Source organism: Oleiagrimonas citrea, assembly GCF_012395255.1.
In the GTDB taxonomy this organism is placed as follows: domain Bacteria; phylum Pseudomonadota; class Gammaproteobacteria; order Xanthomonadales; family Rhodanobacteraceae; genus Oleiagrimonas; species Oleiagrimonas citrea.
In genome coordinates this window covers 1-16657 of the sequence record NZ_JAAZQD010000005.1, presented here as the reverse complement: position 1 = coordinate 16657, position 16657 = coordinate 1, and the positions used below count along the sequence as shown (strand labels likewise).

Here is a 16657-nt window from a genome sequence, read left to right as displayed (position 1 = left end):
ACTTGCACGACCCTGCGGGGTCTGCGTTCGCGCATACGGCCCCCGCACACTCCGACACACGAGACTTCCGCCCGTCATGAATCATTCCGTCCCGACCGACCGACCGCTGTGGAAATACCTGCTGCTGCGCCGCCTGAAGATGCTGCTGGCGCTGGCGGCGCTGATCGCGGTGGTCGGCGGCGGGTTGTACTTGTTCGCGCCGCAGTGGCTGATGCAGGTCAACACCTGGCGCAAGGCCGAGCAGGCGGGGCTGAGCACGCACCACGTGCAGATCGGCGACACCGACTGGGCCTACTACGAAGGCGGCAAGGGACCGACCATCGTGCTGCTGCACGGCTACGGCGCCGACCGCAACGTATGGCTGAAGGTCGCACCGACGCTGACGCGCAACTTCCACCTGATCATTCCCGACCTGCCCGGCTGGGGCGAGTCCACCCGCCACCCCGGCGACAACTACGACATCAGCCACCAGGCCGAACGCCTGCAGGCGTTCGTGCATACCCTGCAACTGCAGCGCTTCGTGCTGGTCGGGCATTCGATGGGCGGTGCCATCGCCGGCGTCTACGCCAGCGAGCACCCGAACCGGGTCAGCGCGCTGGCCCTGGTCAGCAGCTTCGGCCTGGACTTCGTGAAGAACGATTTCGCGCGCCAGGCGCTGAGTGGGCACAACCCGTTCGCCTACGACAGCCGCGCCGGTTTCGAGCGCATGATGCGCCGGGTCTTCGCGCAACCGCCGAAGATGCCCTCGCGCTTCGCCGACGTGATGGTCCAGCGCGAGCGTGCCAGCAGCGCGTTTCTGAACAGGGTATTCAAGGAACTGGTGCAACCGGACCAGTACACGATTCTCGACAAGCGCCTGGGCAAACTGACCATGCCGGTGCTGGGTCTGTGGTGCCGCCACGACAAGATCATCGACGTGTCCGCGCTGAGCACGCTGCGCAACGGCCTGACTCACGCCCCCAGCATCAGCGCCACCGTGCTCAACGGCTGCGGTCACGTGCCGGAACTGGAGAAGCCCGACGAGACCGCGCGCATCCTCGCCGGTTTCGCCGTCGCGCACTGAGCGGCACCGTTGCAGCGATGCCGCACCTCCCCCGCCTGTGCAGCTGCACGTGCGGGGTGAGCCGACCCGCCGGTCCTACGCTTCGTCCTTCAGCAATTCCTCGATGACCTGCTGCGCCAGCACGTCGGGCGCCGTGTCGGCGGTGTGCAGATGCACCTCGGCATGCTCGGGCAGTTCATAGGGCGAATCGATACCGGTGAAGTTCTTCAACTCGCCGGCGCGGGCCTTGGCGTACAGTCCTTTGGGATCGCGCCGCTCGCAGATCGCCAGCGGCGTGTCGACGAAGACCTCGTGGAAGTCGCCCGCGTCGAACAGCGCGCGCGCCATCTGACGTTCGCTGCGAAACGGGCTGATGAAGCTGACCAGCACGATCAGTCCGGCGTCGGTCATCAGCTTGGCCACCTCGGCCACGCGGCGGATGTTCTCGACGCGATCCTCGTCGGTGAAACCGAGATCGCGGTTGAGGCCGTGCCGCACATTGTCGCCGTCCAGCAGAATGGTGTGATAGCCCATCGCGTGCAGGCGCTTCTCGACCAGATTGGCCACGGTCGACTTGCCCGAACCGGACAGGCCGGTGAACCACAAGCAGGCCGGATGCTGACCCTTGATGCGGGCGCGCGCCTCGCGGTCGACGTCGATGTGCTGCCAGTGAATGTTGTCGGCACGGCGCAGAGCGAAGTCCAGCGCACCGGCCGCCACCGTGGCGTTGGTCTGACGATCGATGAGGATGAAGCCGCCCAGCTCGTGGCAATCGGCATAGGCCTCGAACGGAATCGCGTGATCGACGCTGACGTTGATGTAGCCGACTTCGTTCAATTCCAGCCGCTTGGCGGCCAGATGATCCTGCGTGTTGACGTCGATCTTGTGCTTGATCTCGGTGACCTGCGCGCTGACCGTGCGGGTGCCGATTTTCAGCCAGTAGGGGCGACCCGGCAGCAGCGCATGGCCGTCCATCCATAGCAGATGCGCGGCAAACTGATCCGCCACCTGCGGCGGCGAGGCCGTGCCGGCGATGACGTCGCCGCGACTGATGTCGCGCTCGTCCTCCAGTGTCAGGGTGATCGCGTCGCCGGGCTGCGCGACGTCGAGATCGCCATCGGCGGTGACGATGCGCGCGATGCGCGAACGCGCCCCGCCCGGCAGCGCTACCACTTCGTCGCCGGGACGGATGGTGCCGGCCGCGACCTGTCCGGCGTAGCCACGGAAGTTCTGGTCGGGACGGCAGACCCACTGCACCGGCATGCGGAAGCCCAGGGTCTGGGCGGGCCGCTCGATCTCCACCGTCTCCAGATGCTCGAGCAGGGTCGGACCGTCATGCCAGGCCATCGCGTCCGAACGCGTGCTGACGTTGTCGCCCTTCAGCGCCGACACCGGGATCGCGGTGACCTGCGCGATGCCGAGCTGGTCGGCCAGTTCGCGGTAGCCGGCCTCGATATCGGCGAACACGTCCTCGGCGTAGTCGACCAGATCCATCTTGTTCACCGCCAGCAGCACGTGACGGATCCCCAGCAACGCGCAGATGTAGCTGTGCCGGCGCGTCTGGGTCAGCAGACCCTTGCGCGCATCGACCAGCACCACGGCCAGATCGGCGGTCGAAGCGCCCGTGGCCATGTTGCGCGTGTACTGCTCATGGCCCGGACAGTCGGCGACGATGAACTTGCGCCGGTCAGTGCCGAAGAAGCGGTAGGCGACGTCGATGGTGATGCCCTGCTCGCGCTCGGCGGACAGACCGTCCACCAGCAGCGCGAAGTCGAGCTCGCCGTTCTGCGTGCCGTGACGCTGGCTGTCACCCTCCAGCGCGGACAGCTGGTCGTCGAACAGCAGCTTGGTGTCGTACAGCAGGCGGCCCAGCAGCGTGCTCTTTCCGTCATCCACGCTGCCGCAGGTGATCAGGCGCAGCAGGCCCTTGGTCTCGTGCTGGCGCAGGTAGGCGTCGATGGCGGCAGTGGCGGAATCGGTAGCCATCAGAAATAACCCTCCTGCTTCTTCTGCTCCATGGACGCGCCGGCGTCCTTGTCGATCACGCGGCCCTGGCGCTCGGACGTGGTCGCGACCAGCATTTCCTGGATGACCTTGGGCAACGTGTCGGCCCCCGACTCGATGGCGCCGGTCAGCGGGTAGCAGCCCAGCGTGCGGAAACGCACCGTGCGCATCTGCGGCGTCTCGCCATCCTCGAGCGGCATGCGGTCGTCGTCGACCATGATGAGCGTGCCATCGCGCTCGACGACCGGGCGCTCGGCCGCCAGGTACAGCGACGGCACCTCGATGTTCTCGCGGTAGATGTAGAGCCAGATGTCCAACTCGGTCCAGTTCGACAGCGGGAACACGCGCACGCTCTCGCCCTTGCGAATGCGCGCGTTGTAGAGATTCCACAGCTCCGGGCGCTGGTTTTTCGGGTCCCAGCGATGCTGCGCATTGCGGAACGAGAACACGCGCTCCTTGGCGCGCGACTTCTCTTCGTCGCGACGCGCGCCACCGATGGCGGCGTCGAACTTGTACTGGTCCAGGGCCTGTTTCAGGGCCTGGGTCTTCATGATGTCGGTGTGCACCGCCGAACCGTGCGTGAACGGCCCCACGCCATCGCGCAGACCGTCCGGATTGGTGTGCACGATCAGCCGCGCACCGGTTTCCCTCGCGCGGCGATCGCGGAAGGCGATCATCTCGCGGAACTTCCAGGTCGTATCCACGTGCATCAGGGGAATCGGCGGCGGCGCGGGATGGAACGCCTTCTGCAGCAGATGCAGCAGGACCGAGGAATCCTTGCCGACCGAATACAGCATCACCGGATTGGCGAACTCGGCCGCCACTTCGCGCATGATGTGGATGCTCTCGGCTTCCAGGCGCTTGAGGTGGGAACCCCGCGCCAGCGTGTCGATGTCCGTCATGGGTCTTCCGTTTCGCATATCTTTGCAAGTGTACTGCGCTTGGCCGCGCCGGACCCGGCAAACGCCGGGGAGCCACTCAATGAAAAGGCCACACGTGCGGAATCACCCACAGGACCACAGCGCCGACCAGGATCGACAACGGCGTACCGACCTTCACATAGTCCATGAACCGGTACCCGCCCGGCCCGTAGACCATCAAGTTGGTCTGATAGCCGATCGGCGTGATGAAGGCGGCCGAGGAACCGACCATGACCGTCATCACGAAGGGCATCGGCAGCACACCCAGCTGCGCGGCCGCCGCCATGCCGATCGGGAACATCAGCACGGCCGCAGCATTGTTGGTCAGCAGCTCGGTGAAGATCACCGTGCAGACATACAGCAGGATCAGCGTGCGGAACGGATCGCCGCTCGCCCCCTCCAGCAGCAAGTGAGCCACTTCATTGGCCAGACCGGTGGTCTGGGTGGCTTTTCCAATGGCAAATGCGCATGCAATAACTACGATCAGTGGGAAATCCACCGATTTTCTCGCATCGCGTAACGGCAGGCAGCCGCTCACCAGCATCGCCAGCCCCGCTGCCAGCGCGGACACGAAGATATCCACGCGCAGCAGTGTGTTGGCCACGATCATCGCCCCCAGGATGCCCAGCGACAGCAAAGCTTTGCGGGGCTGCACCGGCGGCGTGTCGTCGAGCAGGTTGACCATGGCGAACTCGTGCGACTGCGCGAAGCGGTCGGTGAAGCCCGGCGTGGTCTCCAGCAGCAGCGTGTCGCCGGTCTGTAGCACCGCGTTGCCGGGCTTGTCCGTCAACTGGCGCCCGTGACGGTTCACGGCCACCACCACGGCGTCGTAGCGATGGCGGAAATTGCCCTCGCGCAGCGAGCGCCCGACCATCGGCGACAGACGCGAGAGCACTACCTCGACGAAGTGCCGCCCCTCGACGCCGCCGATCTTGAACACCTGATCGTCGGCATGACGCAATCCGGGCCACTGCCGCACTTCGCGCAGGCGCTCGGCGGAACCGACGATCACCAGTCGATCATCGCCACGCAGGCGGGTGTATGTAGCCAATGCCGGAAGCAGGCGCCCGTCGCGCTGGATTTCGGCCAGAAACAGCCCCGGCACGCTGCGCAGCCCCGCGTCCTCCAGGGTCTGCCCATTCAGCGGGCCATCGGCCTCGACGCGCATTTCCAGCACGTATTCCTTGGTGTCGCGCGCCTGCTCCATCGCGCCGCGGCGGTCGGGCAACAGCCAGCGCCCGAAGGTCAGCAGGTAGACGAAACCGACCAGCGCCGCCGGCACGCCGACCCAGGCCGGGTCGAACATGTGCAGGTGCGGCAGGCCGGGATAGTTCTGCGCCAGACCGTCGACGATCAGGTTGGTGCTGGTTCCGATCAGGCTGCACAGCCCACCGAGGATGGTCGCGTAGCTCAGCGGCAGCAGCAGCTTCGACACGGAGATGCCGCTCTTGCGCGACCAGTTCTCCACCGCCGAGGTCAGCATCGCCACCACCGGCGTGTTGTTGATGAAGGCGCTGAGCGTCGACGAAACCCCGATCAGCCGGGCCTGCGCCAGGAACGCGCCTCGCGGCTTGCCCAGTACCCATGCACCGACCCAGCGGATCGCACCGGTGGCGCGCAATCCGGCGGCGACAATGAACAGGACAGCCACCGTCAGCACCGCCGTGTTGGAGAATCCGGCCAGGGCCTCCACCGGCGTCAGCACGCCGAACAGCAGCAGCACGGCCACCGCGCCCATCAACACGAATTCCGGCGCGAAACGCTCCCACACCAGCATCGCCATGGTGCCGACGATCACCGCGACCGTCAGCCAGGCATCGGGACCCAGGCCCGTCATCGGGCGGCCTCCGCGCACCAGCGCAGGAATCGCGGCATGCGCCGCAGGAACGGGAACGACGTTGTCGACACGGCAGGCCCGGATGGAATGGGCATGCCAACATGCCACAGATGCAGGTCGACGGGGAATGTCACCAACGGCCCACGACGGACGGGCGACGCGTCAGTCGGCGATGTCGTCCACCAGGCGCTCGATCTGCAGCTTCAGCTCCGCGCCGTGATCGCGCAGCCAGGCGCGCTGCGCCTCCCAGCCCGGATCGAGCTCGCCGACCTGTCGCCAGAAGCGCGGCGAGTGATCGCGCACTTTCAGGTGACACAGCTCGTGCACCAGCACGTAGCGCAGCGCCGCCGCAGGCGCCAGCGCCAGGGAAAGATCCAGATTGATGCGGTCGCGCGTGTCCAGGCTGCCCCACTGGCTCTGCATGGGTCGCACACGCAGGGCCGTCGGCGCATGCCCCAGCTGCGGCACGTAGCGCGGCATCCAGCGCCCGACATCCCGGCGGATGCGGTCTTCCAGAAAAGCGGCCAGCAGCCCGCGCGCTACCGGCAGGAACCGCGGCTGCAGGCGCGGCAGCACCAGTACCACGGCATCGTCGGCGTCACGCTGGATACGCGGATACGGCCCCTCACTCCAGCGCAGCGGCACTTGCCGACCGCGCAGGGGCATCTCAGTCTCGCGTCCCACGTTCAGCCGGGACAGGGGCTTGAGCCGCTGACGCTGCTCGCCCAGTTCGCGTTCCAGCCAATCGGCGTGCTGACGCAGGAACGCCGATACGCGGGCTGGGTGCGTGCCCTGCGGATAACTCACGCGGGCGCCGCCGGGCGTGATGGTGAGCCGCAGTCGCTTCGAGCGCGGATGCGCGTTGCCCAGCACCTTGATGCGGGCGCCACTGGCCGTGGAGAGCTCCAGCCAGTTGTCCGTTACCCGTTCGCGAACCATCGTTTGTGCATGCCCGTTGTCAGGCCCCGTCGGGACGGGGCAGGCCGAACCATTCGTCCAGTTTCGCCAGCAGGCGCTCCAGCTCCAGCGTCATCAGCGCGAAGCGCGCATCCATTTCCTCGGCGACCGAATCGGCCTGGGCATGGTCGAGCTCGTCGGTGATGACGTCGAAGAATTTCAGCTTGCGGATGACCATGTCCTCGCCGAGCACGAAACCGATGCGCTCGTCGAATTCCAGGCCCAGCTGGAACACCTGCTTGCCACCGCGAAGATGCTCCCGAATCTCGTCCGATTCAAGCTCCTGATGACGACAGCGGACCACCGCGCCGCCGGCGTTGGCCGGATCGCGCAATTCGCACTCGTCGGACAGCGTCAGACCGGCCGGCAGATCACCGCTGGTCAGCCAGTCGGTCATGATCTGGCGCGGCGACTTCTCCGGCGCCAGCGGCAGCGCGGGGAAGCTGCCCAACGCCTCGCGCAGGTTGGTCAGGCCCTGCTCGGCGGCCTTGCGACTGGAACTGTCGAACACCACCCAGCCGAGCTTTCGCTGCAGCCAGACCTGCATGCGCGACGGGCGCGAGAAGGCGCGCGGCATCAGTTGGTCCAGGATTTCCTGCTTCAGCCGCTTGCGCTCGCGGCCGCCGACGCGGCGGCCTTCGTCCTCGGCCACCTTGCGCACCTTGCGCGACAGCTCCTCGTTGACCACCGAGGCCGGCAGCAGCTTGTCTTCGCTGCCGACGGTGACCAGCAGACTGTCGCCAACGCCGTGCGTCAGGGCCTCGGCATCCGGTCCCAGCGGCGACACGAAGCCGTGCGTGGACATCTCCATGGCCCCGCAGGGGCGCAGGCGATGCTCGTCGAGCGCGGCTTCCAGTTCACCGAGATTCTCGGCGACGGCGGGCGAAAAGCGGAACAGCGTGAGATTGCGGAAGAACATGGGCAGTCCGTGATCGGGACAGCCCGGCCGTGCGCCGGGCCGTGGAAACAAAGATCACGATCATACCCGAGGCCGCCCCGGTCCAACCGGTATCCGTACAGCGCGATTCAGCGACCGACCGCCGCGATGGCGCCGGCGACGGTGTCGAGATTGCCTTCGTTCAGCGCCGCCACGCAGATGCGCCCGGAGGACACCGCGTAAATGCCGAATTCCTCGGCCAGCCGCGCCACCTGCGCGGCGTCGAGGCCGGAATAGGAGAACATGCCGCGCTGACGCTCGATGAAACCGAAATCGCCGGTGGCGCCGTGCGCGGCCAGCCGCGCGACCAGGCCGCGACGCATGGCGCGGATGCGCTCGCGCATCGCACCCAGCTCGTCCTCCCACATCGCGCGCAGCGCCGGCGTGTGCAGCACGTGACTGACCAGCGCGGCGCCGTAGGTCGGCGGGTTGGAATAGTTGGTGCGGACCACTCGCTTGAGCTGCGACTGCACGCGCCGCGCCTCGTCGTCGCTGGCGGCGACGACGGACAGCGCGCCCACACGTTCGCCGTACAGCGAGAACGACTTGGAGAACGAGCTGGCCACGAACATCGGCAGCCCGCTGGCCTCGAACAGACGGATCGCGGCCGCATCGGGTTCGATGCCGTCGCCGAACCCCTGGTAGGCGATGTCCAGGAACGGCACCAACTCGCGCGCCTGCATGCGTTCGACCACCTGCCGCCATTGCGCGGTATCGAGATCCACGCCGGTCGGGTTGTGGCAGCAGGCATGCAGCACCACGATGGTGCCGGGCGCAAAACCGTCCAGCGCGGCGAGCAGACCGTCGATATCGACCGCGTGACTGGCGGCATCGTAGTAGGGGTAGTCGATCACCTCGAAGCCGGCGTTCTCGAAGATACCGCGGTGGTTGGCCCAGCTCGGCGTGCTGATCGCGACCTTCGCGGACGGATCGAGCGCATGCAGGAAGTCCGCGCCGACCTTCAGCGCGCCCGTGCCGCCCAGGCTCTGCACGGTGACCACGCGGCGCTCGGTCACGGCGGCAGCCTCGGCGCCGAACAGCAGCTGCTGCACGGCCGCGTCGTAGGCAGCGATCCCGTCGATGGGCAGATAGCCGTGCGCCGTGGGCGTCGCCAGGCGCTCGCGCTCGGCCTCACGCACCGCGCGCATCAGCGGCAGCCGGCCTTCGGCGTCGTAGTACACACCGACGCCGAGATTGACCTTGCCGGGCCGCGTATCGGCGGCAAAGGCCTCGTTGAGGCCCAGAATCGGATCGCGGGGCGCCAGCGCGACGGAGTGAAACAGGGACATGGCGGAACTCGTGCTAGTCGGGGGACGGAGAACGCCAAGTGTACGGCTTGTTCGCGCGCGCACCGACCGTCGATTTATGACGTTTCGGCGTGAGCGCCAGGATCGGCCCGCAACCCGGCAAAATCGAACAGCGACGGATCGGCCAGGTGCGAAGGCGTGACGTGGCCCAGCGCGCGCAGGATGTTGTCGACGCGGCCGGGATGTTCGCGATCCCAGGCATCGAGCATGCCCTGCACGGCCTGGCGCTGCAGGTTGGGCTGGCTGCCGCACAGGTTGCAGGGAATGATCGGGAAGCCCTGCTCGGTGGCGTAGGCCTCGATATCGCGTTCGCGGCAATAGGCCAGCGGACGAATCACCACGTGGCGGCCGTCATCCGAGCGCAGCTTCGGCGGCATGGACTTCATCGAGGCCTGGAAGAACAGGTTCAGGAACAGCGTGGCGACGAGATCGTCGCCGTGATGACCGAGCGCGATCTTGGTGATGCCGTTGGCGGCCGCCCAGGTGTACAGCGAGCCGCGCCGCAACCGCGAACACAGCCCGCAGGTGGTCGCGCCCTCGGGAATCACCCGCTTGACCACGCTGTAGGTGTCCTGCTCGATGATGTGGAACGGCACGCCCCTGGCGCGCAGGTAGTCCGGCAACACGTGCTCGGGGAAGCCGGGTTGCTTCTGGTCCAGGTTCACCGCGATCAGCTCGAAGCGCACCGGTGCACGCGCCTGCAGCTGCAGCAGCATGTCGAGCAGGGTGTAGGAATCCTTGCCGCCGGACAGGCAGACCATGACCCTGTCGCCGTCCTCGATCATGCCGAAGTCGGCGATGGCCTTGCCGGTCAGCCGGCGCAGCTTGCGGTTCAGGGACTCACCGCGGCGCGCGCCGCGCAGGCCGTCGAGCGGGATGGCAATTTCACGAGCGTTCATGGCGAGTCATTGTACCGACGTCGACGGCGCTACACTTGGCACTTGGAGATTCCGCCACGGAGCATCCCGTGCATCCGCCCGACCCGGTCGAAACCGCCCGCCAGCTGGAAGCCCTGCGTCTGGAACATCGCGACCTGGACGACGCCATCGCGCGTCTGAGCGCGAACCCGCTGTGCGATCAGCTGCGCCTGAACCGCATGAAGAAGCGCAAACTACTGCTCAAGGACAGCATCGCGCGGCTGGAAAGCCGAATGATTCCCGACCTCGACGCCTGAGCGGGGCGCGACCGTCGCCGCGCCCGCGCGATCAGTTGCCCTGGACCGGATAGGTCTGCGCCGAACCGCTCTGCGGTTGCGCTCTCGTGTTCGGCATCGCCGCGGCCGGCTTCATGGTCGCCTTGCCGCACTGGTACGCGCCCCACGCCTGCTGGCCGTCGAGCGGCTCGCCCAGCGGCTTGACGGTGTCGGCACCCATGCTGGCGGCCTCGTTGCGCGCCATCACTTCCAGCTCGTCGCGCACCTTGATGTCGTTGCGGTCGATCGGACCGACGCGATCCATCACCGACACCGTGACCCGCCCCAGCTGCTTGCACTGGGTGACATCCTGGTTCCAGGCCGTGCGCACCTGCTTGCCGCCTTCGTTGAGTTTGATGCCCCAGGTGCAGCCGGCGACCGTCAAGGTCAGCGCGGCCAGCGCGAGCAACGGAATCTTGTGCATGGAATTCTCCGGAAAGGAAACGCATCCAGTGGATCAACGCGCATCGTACCGCGCGAACGTGACTTGCGGCTTAAAGTCCGGCGGCGGAACCGGGCGGGCATGTGTAATCGTGCAGCGCGCCGCGCATCCGCGCGCGGTCGGCACGCGTAGCTGAAGAGAGTGACGCCGCGATCGACGCGCGCACACCCGATTCGCACACGGAGCCGCCATGCTTTCCGCCCTGCTGCTGTCCCTGGCCGCGCTTTCCGCCGGCACACCTACCGGCCCGATCCGCCAGTACACGGGCATCGCCCGCGCCGCACCGGACGCCAGGGTGCTGTACCGCGAAGTGCACTACCTGTTCGACAGCGCCGACGGCCCTCGCGAAATGGTCCTGTACCGCTGTCCGGACGGACGACCGTTCGCGCGGAAGTGGCTGGACACACGCACGCCGCAAGCCCCCGACTTCGCCTTCCGCGATGCACGCAGCGGCTACCGCGAGGGCGTGCGCACGCAGGCCGGCCTGCGCGTGGTCTACGTGCACAAGGTCGGCGCGAAGAAGACTCGCAGCGCACCGCTGCCGATGGTGCCGACGCCGGTCATCGACAGCGGCTTCGACGCCTTCGTGCGCGCGCACTGGGACGCACTGGCGGCGGGTCAGACGCTGAAGCTGCGATTCCTGGTGCCCAGTCGCCTGAAGTTCCTCGATTTCGCCATCGCCCGACGCCACGACCCCGACGCGGCCCGTCAGGGCCTGATGGTGCTGCGCCTACGGCTGGACAGCTGGCTCGCCTTCGCCCTGCCGCACATCGATGTCGGCTACGCGCGGGACACGCACCGCCTGCGCTGGTTCCGCGGATTGTCGAATCTGCGCGACATCCATGGCGAGAATCTCACGGTCGTGCTGCGCTATCCACCCGACCTGCGCGAGACGGGCGTGCCGGCCGAACGGCTGCGGACAGCACGCGAAGCGAAGCTGGACGGCCGCTGTCGCCTGCGCTGAGGACCCCTCAGACCGGCGCGTCGAGCTCGATCCGCCGACCGCTGCCGCCTTCGAAAAAATGCATCTGCGCCGGATCGTAAGCGACCCGCACACGGCGCCCCGGCTCGGGCAGCGCCTGCGGCGGCACCCGCGCCACCAGCACGTGTGCGCCCAGACGCATGTTCAGGAAGGCCTCGTTGCCGACGTGCTCGATCACGTCCAGATCGGCGTCCAGACTCGCCGGGACCACCGCGCCTGCAACCGCCATGGTCAGGGCCTCCGGGCGCAGTCCGACGACGATCTCCCGGCCGTCGTGGGCGGCCAGCGCACGGCGCACGCGAGGCACGTCGGGCAGGCTCAGACGACCCGCGCCGTCCACGTGCACACAGGCCGCGGCGCATTCCAGCCGTCCGCGCAGCAGATTCATCGACGGACTGCCGAGAAACCCGGCGACGAAGAGATTGGCGGGCCGCTCGTAGATGCGCATCGGCGTGTCGTCCTGCTGCACGCGACCGCCGTCCATCACCACGATGCGCTGGCCCAGCGTCATCGCCTCGACCTGATCGTGGGTGACGTAGACCATGGTCGCGCGGACCGCCCGATGCAGGCGCGCGATCTCCATGCGCATGCTGGCGCGCAGCCCGGCATCCAGGTTCGACAGCGGCTCGTCGAGCAGGAACACGCGCGGCTGGCGCACCAGCGCGCGCCCCAGCGCCACGCGCTGTCGCTGACCGCCGGACAGCGCACCCGGTCGTCGATCCAGCAGCGCCTCCAACCCCAGCATGGTGGCCGCTTCCTGCACGCGCCGGGCGATCTCCTTGCGCGGGCGACGGCGCAGCTTCAGGCCGAAGGCCATGTTCTCGGCCACGCTCATGTGCGGATACAGGGCGTAGTTCTGGAACACCATGGCGATATCGCGATCCTTGGGCTCCACGTCGTGCACTTCACGGCCGTCGATCAGAATGCGTCCGCTGTCGACCGAATCCAGTCCGGCGATCATGCGCAACGTCGTCGACTTGCCGCAGCCCGATGGCCCCAGCAGCACCAGCAGCTGCGCGCCGTCGACACGGAAACTGACATCGTCGACCGCGCACACGCCTTCGCCGTATGCCTTGGTCACGTTTTCGAGTACGACACTCCCCACAGCTTGTCCTCGTCGTGTCCTGCCGGCTGCCATCGAACGGGCGGTTGCGCTATTCTGCCATGTAATCGTTTTCAAACCCGGTCGCGCACGTCCAGGGGGCTTCTCGAATCATGCCGGAAAACACGCGCTTTCCCGAATCCTTTCTCTGGGGGTGCGCCACCAGCGCCTACCAGATCGAAGGCTCGCCGCTGGCTGACGGCGCCGGCCCCAGCATGTGGGAGCGGTTCGCGCACACCCCGGGCATGATGCACAACGACGACAACGGCGACATCGCCTGCGACCACTACCGCCGCTTCCGCGACGACGTGCGTCTGATGCGCGATCTGGGCCTGACCAGCTACCGCTTCTCCATCGCCTGGTCGCGCATTCTTCCGTCCGGCACCGGCGCCATCAACCAGAAGGGCCTGGATTTCTACCGCCAACTGGTCGACGCGCTGCTGGAAGGCGGCATCACGCCGATGGCCACGCTCTACCACTGGGACCTGCCCGAGGCGCTGGACGACCGCGGCGGCTGGCTCAACCGCGACTGCGCCGACTGGTTCGCCGAATACGCCTCGACCTGCTTTGAAGCGCTGGACGACCGCGTGCCGCGGTGGGTGACGCTGAACGAACCGTGGGTCGTCACCGACGGCGGCTACCTGCACGGCGTGCTCGCGCCCGGCCATCGCAACCCCTACGAGACCGCGCGCGCTTCGCACAACCTCATGCGCGCGCACGGCGCAGCGGTACAGGCCTACCGCGCCGTCGGCGCGCACCAGATCGGCCTGGTGGTGAATCTGGAACCCAAGTATCCCGCCAGCGAAAGCGCCGAGGACCGCGCCGCCACGCAGCGCGCCGACGCTTACATGAACCGGCAGTATCTGGACCCGGCCCTCAAGGGCACGTACCCGCCGGAGATGCGCGAGATCTTCGGCGACGCCTGGCCCGACTGGCCGGCGGCCGACTTCGAACAGATCCGCCAGCCGATCGACTTCCTGGGCATCAACTACTACACGCGCGGACTCACCGCGCACGATCCCTCGGCCTGGCCGCTGTACGCCCGCACCGTGCGCGTACCGCAAGCGACCTATACCGAGACCGACTGGGAAGTGCACGAAGAGAGCTTCACCGACATCCTGCGCTGGGTCCGCGACCGCTACGGCGACATCCCGCTGTACGTCACCGAAAACGGCGCCGCCTTCTACGACCCGCCGGTAGCCGCCGACGACGGTGTGCACGACCCGCTGCGCATCGACTACCTGCGCCGCCATTTGCGCGCCGTGCACACCGCGATCAAGCAAGGCGCCGACGTGCGCGGCTACTACCTGTGGTCACTGCTCGACAATCTGGAATGGTCCCTCGGCTTCGCCAAGCGCTTCGGCATCGTGCACGTGAACTACGAAACCCTCGAACGCACACCCAAGGACAGCGCGAAATTCTACGCCGAAGTCATCGCCAGCCACGGCGAGTCGCTGTCAGAGCCGCGTACAAAATAGTCATAACTGCCGTCGTCCATGTTCGGAAAACACCTCGACTGACTACCACTGCTTTGCATCATGATCCAGCCTGCCCCACGTACCTGCTGCAACAGGTACGCGACGCATGAAGCACCGAGCCCCAACTCACCGTGTAGCTGCCATTGTTTGGGCTGGCATCGAAGCTGATATCCAGCAAGTTCAGCGTCAGCTTGACCGCATCGCTCCGAATCCTGACGACCAATTCGATATCGATACAATCCAAACAATCGTAAGTGAACCTGGAACCGTTGTTTGGTCGATCAGCTGAGTGTGCCCGCATGAACCTGCATGAAAACGTGGGGAAACCTCAGAACCTGGAACCGTTGTTTTGGAACCGTTGTTTTGAACCTGGAACCGTTATTCTCCTTTCGCCAAACAACTTACTGGCACCACTTCTTCTGAAAACGCCCCTTTTTACAGAGACCCACTTCATGGGGCGGACTTCCAACACAGACCAAATTTCCGCCTCACGGCAGTAGCTCGCAAAAAATTCAAGCAACAGCCCACCTTAATATCAACAAATCAGTGAACTACGGTTATACCATCCATTTTTATTTTTACCCCAGACGGAATCCTTTTAGAAAAAGAAATTTTAATTATATTATTTATATACCCAAGCTGCGGCATTCCCACAGCACCCTTGTTAATACCAGCATTAAAAGATCCAACCACGGCAACCGGGTACGCCCCCACCTTCGCTTTTCTTAGAACTTCTTCAGATATCGAAAAAGGCCTTATCAACCGTATACTCTCTACGTTAGACCCACTTTCGTAGACTCCCTTGCTTGGGTACAAAATTAAATCTCCAAAATCACTTTTTAAGTACCCAATAATAGCCACAAATTTACCGTCAAATCTTGACGGGCTGGCAACCAAAGAAATATAAGACTCCAAGCAAACATTTGTGTTTTTTAAACCCGCACCATAAGCCTTAAAGCAATTTCCATAATTTATTTTTTCAGCAGCCATAACTTGACATGCAAAAAAAGCAGAAGAAAAAAAGACCAAAAGCAACGAGGCGGCACGTCGAAAATTAATTGATTTCATTTTTTGCCCTCCTACTGAACTCTGATGTATGTTTTTTTATCAACGTGAGCCTGATACGTAGGTTGATAATTTTTCCGCATCTCATCTGTAGACCAGCGATATACATGTCCGTTCGAGAGGGTAACATAAGCAGAAAAGTCATTTTCCACAAAACTATGCCTGCTTAATTCATATGCCGCATATATGTCATCAGCGCTAAAGTTATCATTGTACGGGTGAGTATGAATATACCCAGACAGCATTCCTCCCGGCACGTTACCACCTAGACGCACATTAACTTCACAACCAGCATTCAACGAACACAAGATACCATCACTAGTCGGAGAGCCAATTTTAGTCTTGCCAGAAGGGTTGCCATCCATAGTAAAAAGCTTTGAACCTATTTCAGTATTAAACCTGTCTGCCAAAGGTTGAACAATCGCAGCCCACGCTTTTGCTGCGGCATCTCTAGTTTTATATGTATTTTCCATAGCATCTTTAAGCGCTTTAGTAGCAACCGCTATGACCTCATTTTCTAAACCAGATTCTTGTTCTCGCAGACCTCGACTTGCCACAACATTTTTTACAACCTCTCCACCCCCTCCAGAATAGGCATCTCCCGAGCTACATGGAAAAGATGCATCACACATGCTATAGCTTGAACCAGCCCGCACCCCGCCGGATCCATATTAACAATCGGATTATTATATGCATAAGCATATCTGTTGAAGTCAAAAATTCCACCAGGGGATGAACCCAAAGGGTCGCGACTTAAAAACCTACCCGTCATTTGATCATAGTACCGCGCCTGCATGTACACGAACCCGGTATCCGGATCATTCACATGCCCGGTATACCCCGGGCTCAGCCTGCGGTGCGCCGCTCTGCTGCTGGCCGTACGGCCGATATGCGGCCTCGTAGGTCGTGTTGCCCTGGTTGTCCATTTCCGCCACCACCGTGCCTTGCGCGTTGGTGACGAAATAGGTGGTGTGCTGGGTCGCTCGGGCGGGCGTGATGGCTGCGCACGCGAGTCCTAGCGCCACCACAGCGCCGATTCGATGGGCGATCGATCGTGCCGCGTGATCACGCCGCCCCTCTGAACCCTTTTCACCGACATGCCGGGCGGCTCTCCCCATGCCGAGCAGCCCGAACATGTCCACCAGCCCTCTGGCTCTCTTGAGCCGATGCATGATTCCGTTCACTTCATTCCCCCTGTTTCGATCTCGCTCGTTTCCCGTTCCACTCGCTACTGGCTCTTCACCCAACTCGAGCAGCCATTGGCGTAGCAGGCGCGCACGTAGGCGGTATGGGCCGGAGGGAAGTCGGGCGGGACCGAGCTGGCGATGCGGTAGCTGGTGGCCGTTCCCGAATACACGGTGCCGTTGCTCGTGCTATCCAGCTTCACGTCGT

At 64.5% G+C, this 16657-nt stretch carries 17 protein-coding genes; 4 read left to right on the top strand and 13 right to left on the bottom strand.

Features of this window, described 5'->3' with window-relative positions; genetic code table 11:
* Window positions 1-76 precede the first annotated feature (76 nt).
* A complete protein-coding gene (locus tag HF690_RS12485) occupies window positions 77-1063 on the top strand; it encodes an alpha/beta fold hydrolase (RefSeq protein WP_240151762.1) in 987 nt (328 codons plus the stop codon).
* Window positions 1064-1138: 75 nt separating this feature from the next.
* On the opposite strand, the gene cysN is transcribed toward HF690_RS12485, so the two are convergent.
* From cysN to ttcA, 7 genes are all read right to left on the bottom strand, one after another.
* The gene (cysN, locus tag HF690_RS12480) at window positions 1139-3028 is read right to left on the bottom strand and encodes a sulfate adenylyltransferase subunit CysN (protein WP_168609680.1); all 1890 of its coding nucleotides are present in this window, start codon (window positions 3026-3028) and stop codon (window positions 1139-1141) included.
* Entirely contained in the window at window positions 3028-3948 is a 921-nt protein-coding gene (gene cysD / locus HF690_RS12475) for a sulfate adenylyltransferase subunit CysD (RefSeq protein ID WP_168609679.1), read from the bottom strand. Before cysD ends, cysN begins: the two co-directional genes overlap by 1 nt.
* Window positions 3949-4024: 76 nt before the next feature.
* The gene (locus tag HF690_RS12470) at window positions 4025-5803 is read right to left on the bottom strand and encodes an SLC13 family permease (protein ID WP_205300836.1); all 1779 of its coding nucleotides are present in this window, start codon (window positions 5801-5803) and stop codon (window positions 4025-4027) included.
* Between the two features lie 162 nt (window positions 5804-5965).
* Window positions 5966-6742: a M48 family metallopeptidase gene (locus HF690_RS12465; RefSeq protein ID WP_113065566.1), complete on the bottom strand. Its 777-nt coding sequence runs from the start codon at window positions 6740-6742 to the stop codon at window positions 5966-5968.
* Between the two features lie 19 nt (window positions 6743-6761).
* Entirely contained in the window at window positions 6762-7679 is a 918-nt protein-coding gene (locus HF690_RS12460; RefSeq protein WP_168609678.1) for a recombination-associated protein RdgC, read from the bottom strand.
* Window positions 7680-7786: 107 nt separating this feature from the next.
* Complete coding sequence (locus HF690_RS12455; protein WP_168609677.1) at window positions 7787-8986, bottom strand: amino acid aminotransferase; 1200 nt, start codon at window positions 8984-8986, stop codon at window positions 7787-7789.
* Window positions 8987-9060: 74 nt separating this feature from the next.
* Entirely contained in the window at window positions 9061-9903 is an 843-nt protein-coding gene (gene ttcA, locus HF690_RS12450) for a tRNA 2-thiocytidine(32) synthetase TtcA (protein ID WP_168609676.1), read from the bottom strand.
* Window positions 9904-9971: 68 nt separating this feature from the next.
* Between ttcA and HF690_RS12445 the strand changes: the two genes are divergently transcribed.
* Window positions 9972-10178: a YdcH family protein gene (locus HF690_RS12445; RefSeq protein WP_113065562.1), complete on the top strand. Its 207-nt coding sequence runs from the start codon at window positions 9972-9974 to the stop codon at window positions 10176-10178.
* A gap of 31 nt (window positions 10179-10209) precedes the next feature.
* Here the strand turns inward: HF690_RS12445 and HF690_RS12440 are convergent, their stop codons facing one another.
* A complete protein-coding gene (locus HF690_RS12440) occupies window positions 10210-10620 on the bottom strand; it encodes a DUF4156 domain-containing protein (RefSeq protein WP_168609675.1) in 411 nt (136 codons plus the stop codon).
* Between the two features lie 208 nt (window positions 10621-10828).
* Between HF690_RS12440 and HF690_RS12435 the strand changes: the two genes are divergently transcribed.
* Window positions 10829-11602, top strand: coding sequence for a hypothetical protein (locus HF690_RS12435; protein WP_168609674.1), 774 nt, complete (start codon window positions 10829-10831; stop codon window positions 11600-11602).
* A gap of 7 nt (window positions 11603-11609) precedes the next feature.
* On the opposite strand, the gene HF690_RS12430 is transcribed toward HF690_RS12435, so the two are convergent.
* Window positions 11610-12725, bottom strand: a complete 1116-nt coding sequence (locus HF690_RS12430) for an ABC transporter ATP-binding protein (RefSeq protein WP_338042916.1) — start codon at window positions 12723-12725, stop codon at window positions 11610-11612.
* Window positions 12726-12835: 110 nt separating this feature from the next.
* Between HF690_RS12430 and HF690_RS12425 the strand changes: the two genes are divergently transcribed.
* Window positions 12836-14200 carry a GH1 family beta-glucosidase gene (locus HF690_RS12425; protein WP_193568499.1) on the top strand — a complete coding sequence of 455 codons (1365 nt, stop codon included), beginning with the start codon at window positions 12836-12838 and terminating at the stop codon, window positions 14198-14200.
* 543 nt (window positions 14201-14743) lie between these two features.
* On the opposite strand, the gene HF690_RS12415 is transcribed toward HF690_RS12425, so the two are convergent.
* From HF690_RS12415 to HF690_RS14980, 4 genes are read right to left on the bottom strand one after another with little or no spacing between them, the layout of a single operon-like run.
* Complete coding sequence (locus tag HF690_RS12415; protein ID WP_168609671.1) at window positions 14744-15268, bottom strand: hypothetical protein; 525 nt, start codon at window positions 15266-15268, stop codon at window positions 14744-14746.
* Between the two features lie 11 nt (window positions 15269-15279).
* Window positions 15280-15897 carry a hypothetical protein gene (locus HF690_RS12410; protein WP_168609670.1) on the bottom strand — a complete coding sequence of 206 codons (618 nt, stop codon included), beginning with the start codon at window positions 15895-15897 and terminating at the stop codon, window positions 15280-15282.
* On the bottom strand, window positions 15831-16061 hold the full coding sequence (locus tag HF690_RS12405; RefSeq protein WP_240151772.1) for an RHS repeat domain-containing protein: 231 nt from the start codon (window positions 16059-16061) through the stop codon (window positions 15831-15833). The genes HF690_RS12410 and HF690_RS12405 overlap by 67 nt, the downstream gene beginning before the upstream one ends.
* 22 nt (window positions 16062-16083) lie before the next feature.
* Complete coding sequence (locus HF690_RS14980; RefSeq protein WP_205300835.1) at window positions 16084-16449, bottom strand: hypothetical protein; 366 nt, start codon at window positions 16447-16449, stop codon at window positions 16084-16086.
* Window positions 16450-16657 lie beyond the last annotated feature (208 nt).

Bases quoted from the DNA above. Each gene is read 5' to 3' on its own strand.
- HF690_RS12435 (WP_168609674.1), top strand. From the start codon at position 10,829: ATGCTTTCCGCCCTGCTGCTGTCCCTGGCCGCGCTTTCCGCCGGCACA.
- HF690_RS12425 (WP_193568499.1), top strand. From the start codon at position 12,836: ATGCCGGAAAACACGCGCTTTCCCGAATCCTTTCTCTGGGGGTGCGCC.
- cysN (WP_168609680.1), bottom strand. From the start codon at position 3,028: ATGGCTACCGATTCCGCCACTGCCGCCATCGACGCCTACCTGCGCCAG.
- HF690_RS12415 (WP_168609671.1), bottom strand. From the start codon at position 15,268: ATGAAATCAATTAATTTTCGACGTGCCGCCTCGTTGCTTTTGGTCTTT.
- cysD (WP_168609679.1), bottom strand. From the start codon at position 3,948: ATGACGGACATCGACACGCTGGCGCGGGGTTCCCACCTCAAGCGCCTG.
- HF690_RS12455 (WP_168609677.1), bottom strand. From the start codon at position 8,986: ATGTCCCTGTTTCACTCCGTCGCGCTGGCGCCCCGCGATCCGATTCTG.
- HF690_RS12440 (WP_168609675.1), bottom strand. From the start codon at position 10,620: ATGCACAAGATTCCGTTGCTCGCGCTGGCCGCGCTGACCTTGACGGTC.
- HF690_RS12405 (WP_240151772.1), bottom strand. From the start codon at position 16,061: ATGCAGGCGCGGTACTATGATCAAATGACGGGTAGGTTTTTAAGTCGC.
- HF690_RS12485 (WP_240151762.1), top strand. From the start codon at position 77: ATGAATCATTCCGTCCCGACCGACCGACCGCTGTGGAAATACCTGCTG.
- HF690_RS12465 (WP_113065566.1), bottom strand. From the start codon at position 6,742: ATGGTTCGCGAACGGGTAACGGACAACTGGCTGGAGCTCTCCACGGCC.
- HF690_RS12460 (WP_168609678.1), bottom strand. From the start codon at position 7,679: ATGTTCTTCCGCAATCTCACGCTGTTCCGCTTTTCGCCCGCCGTCGCC.
- HF690_RS12470 (WP_205300836.1), bottom strand. From the start codon at position 5,803: ATGACGGGCCTGGGTCCCGATGCCTGGCTGACGGTCGCGGTGATCGTC.
- ttcA (WP_168609676.1), bottom strand. From the start codon at position 9,903: ATGAACGCTCGTGAAATTGCCATCCCGCTCGACGGCCTGCGCGGCGCG.
- HF690_RS12410 (WP_168609670.1), bottom strand. From the start codon at position 15,897: ATGTGTGATGCATCTTTTCCATGTAGCTCGGGAGATGCCTATTCTGGA.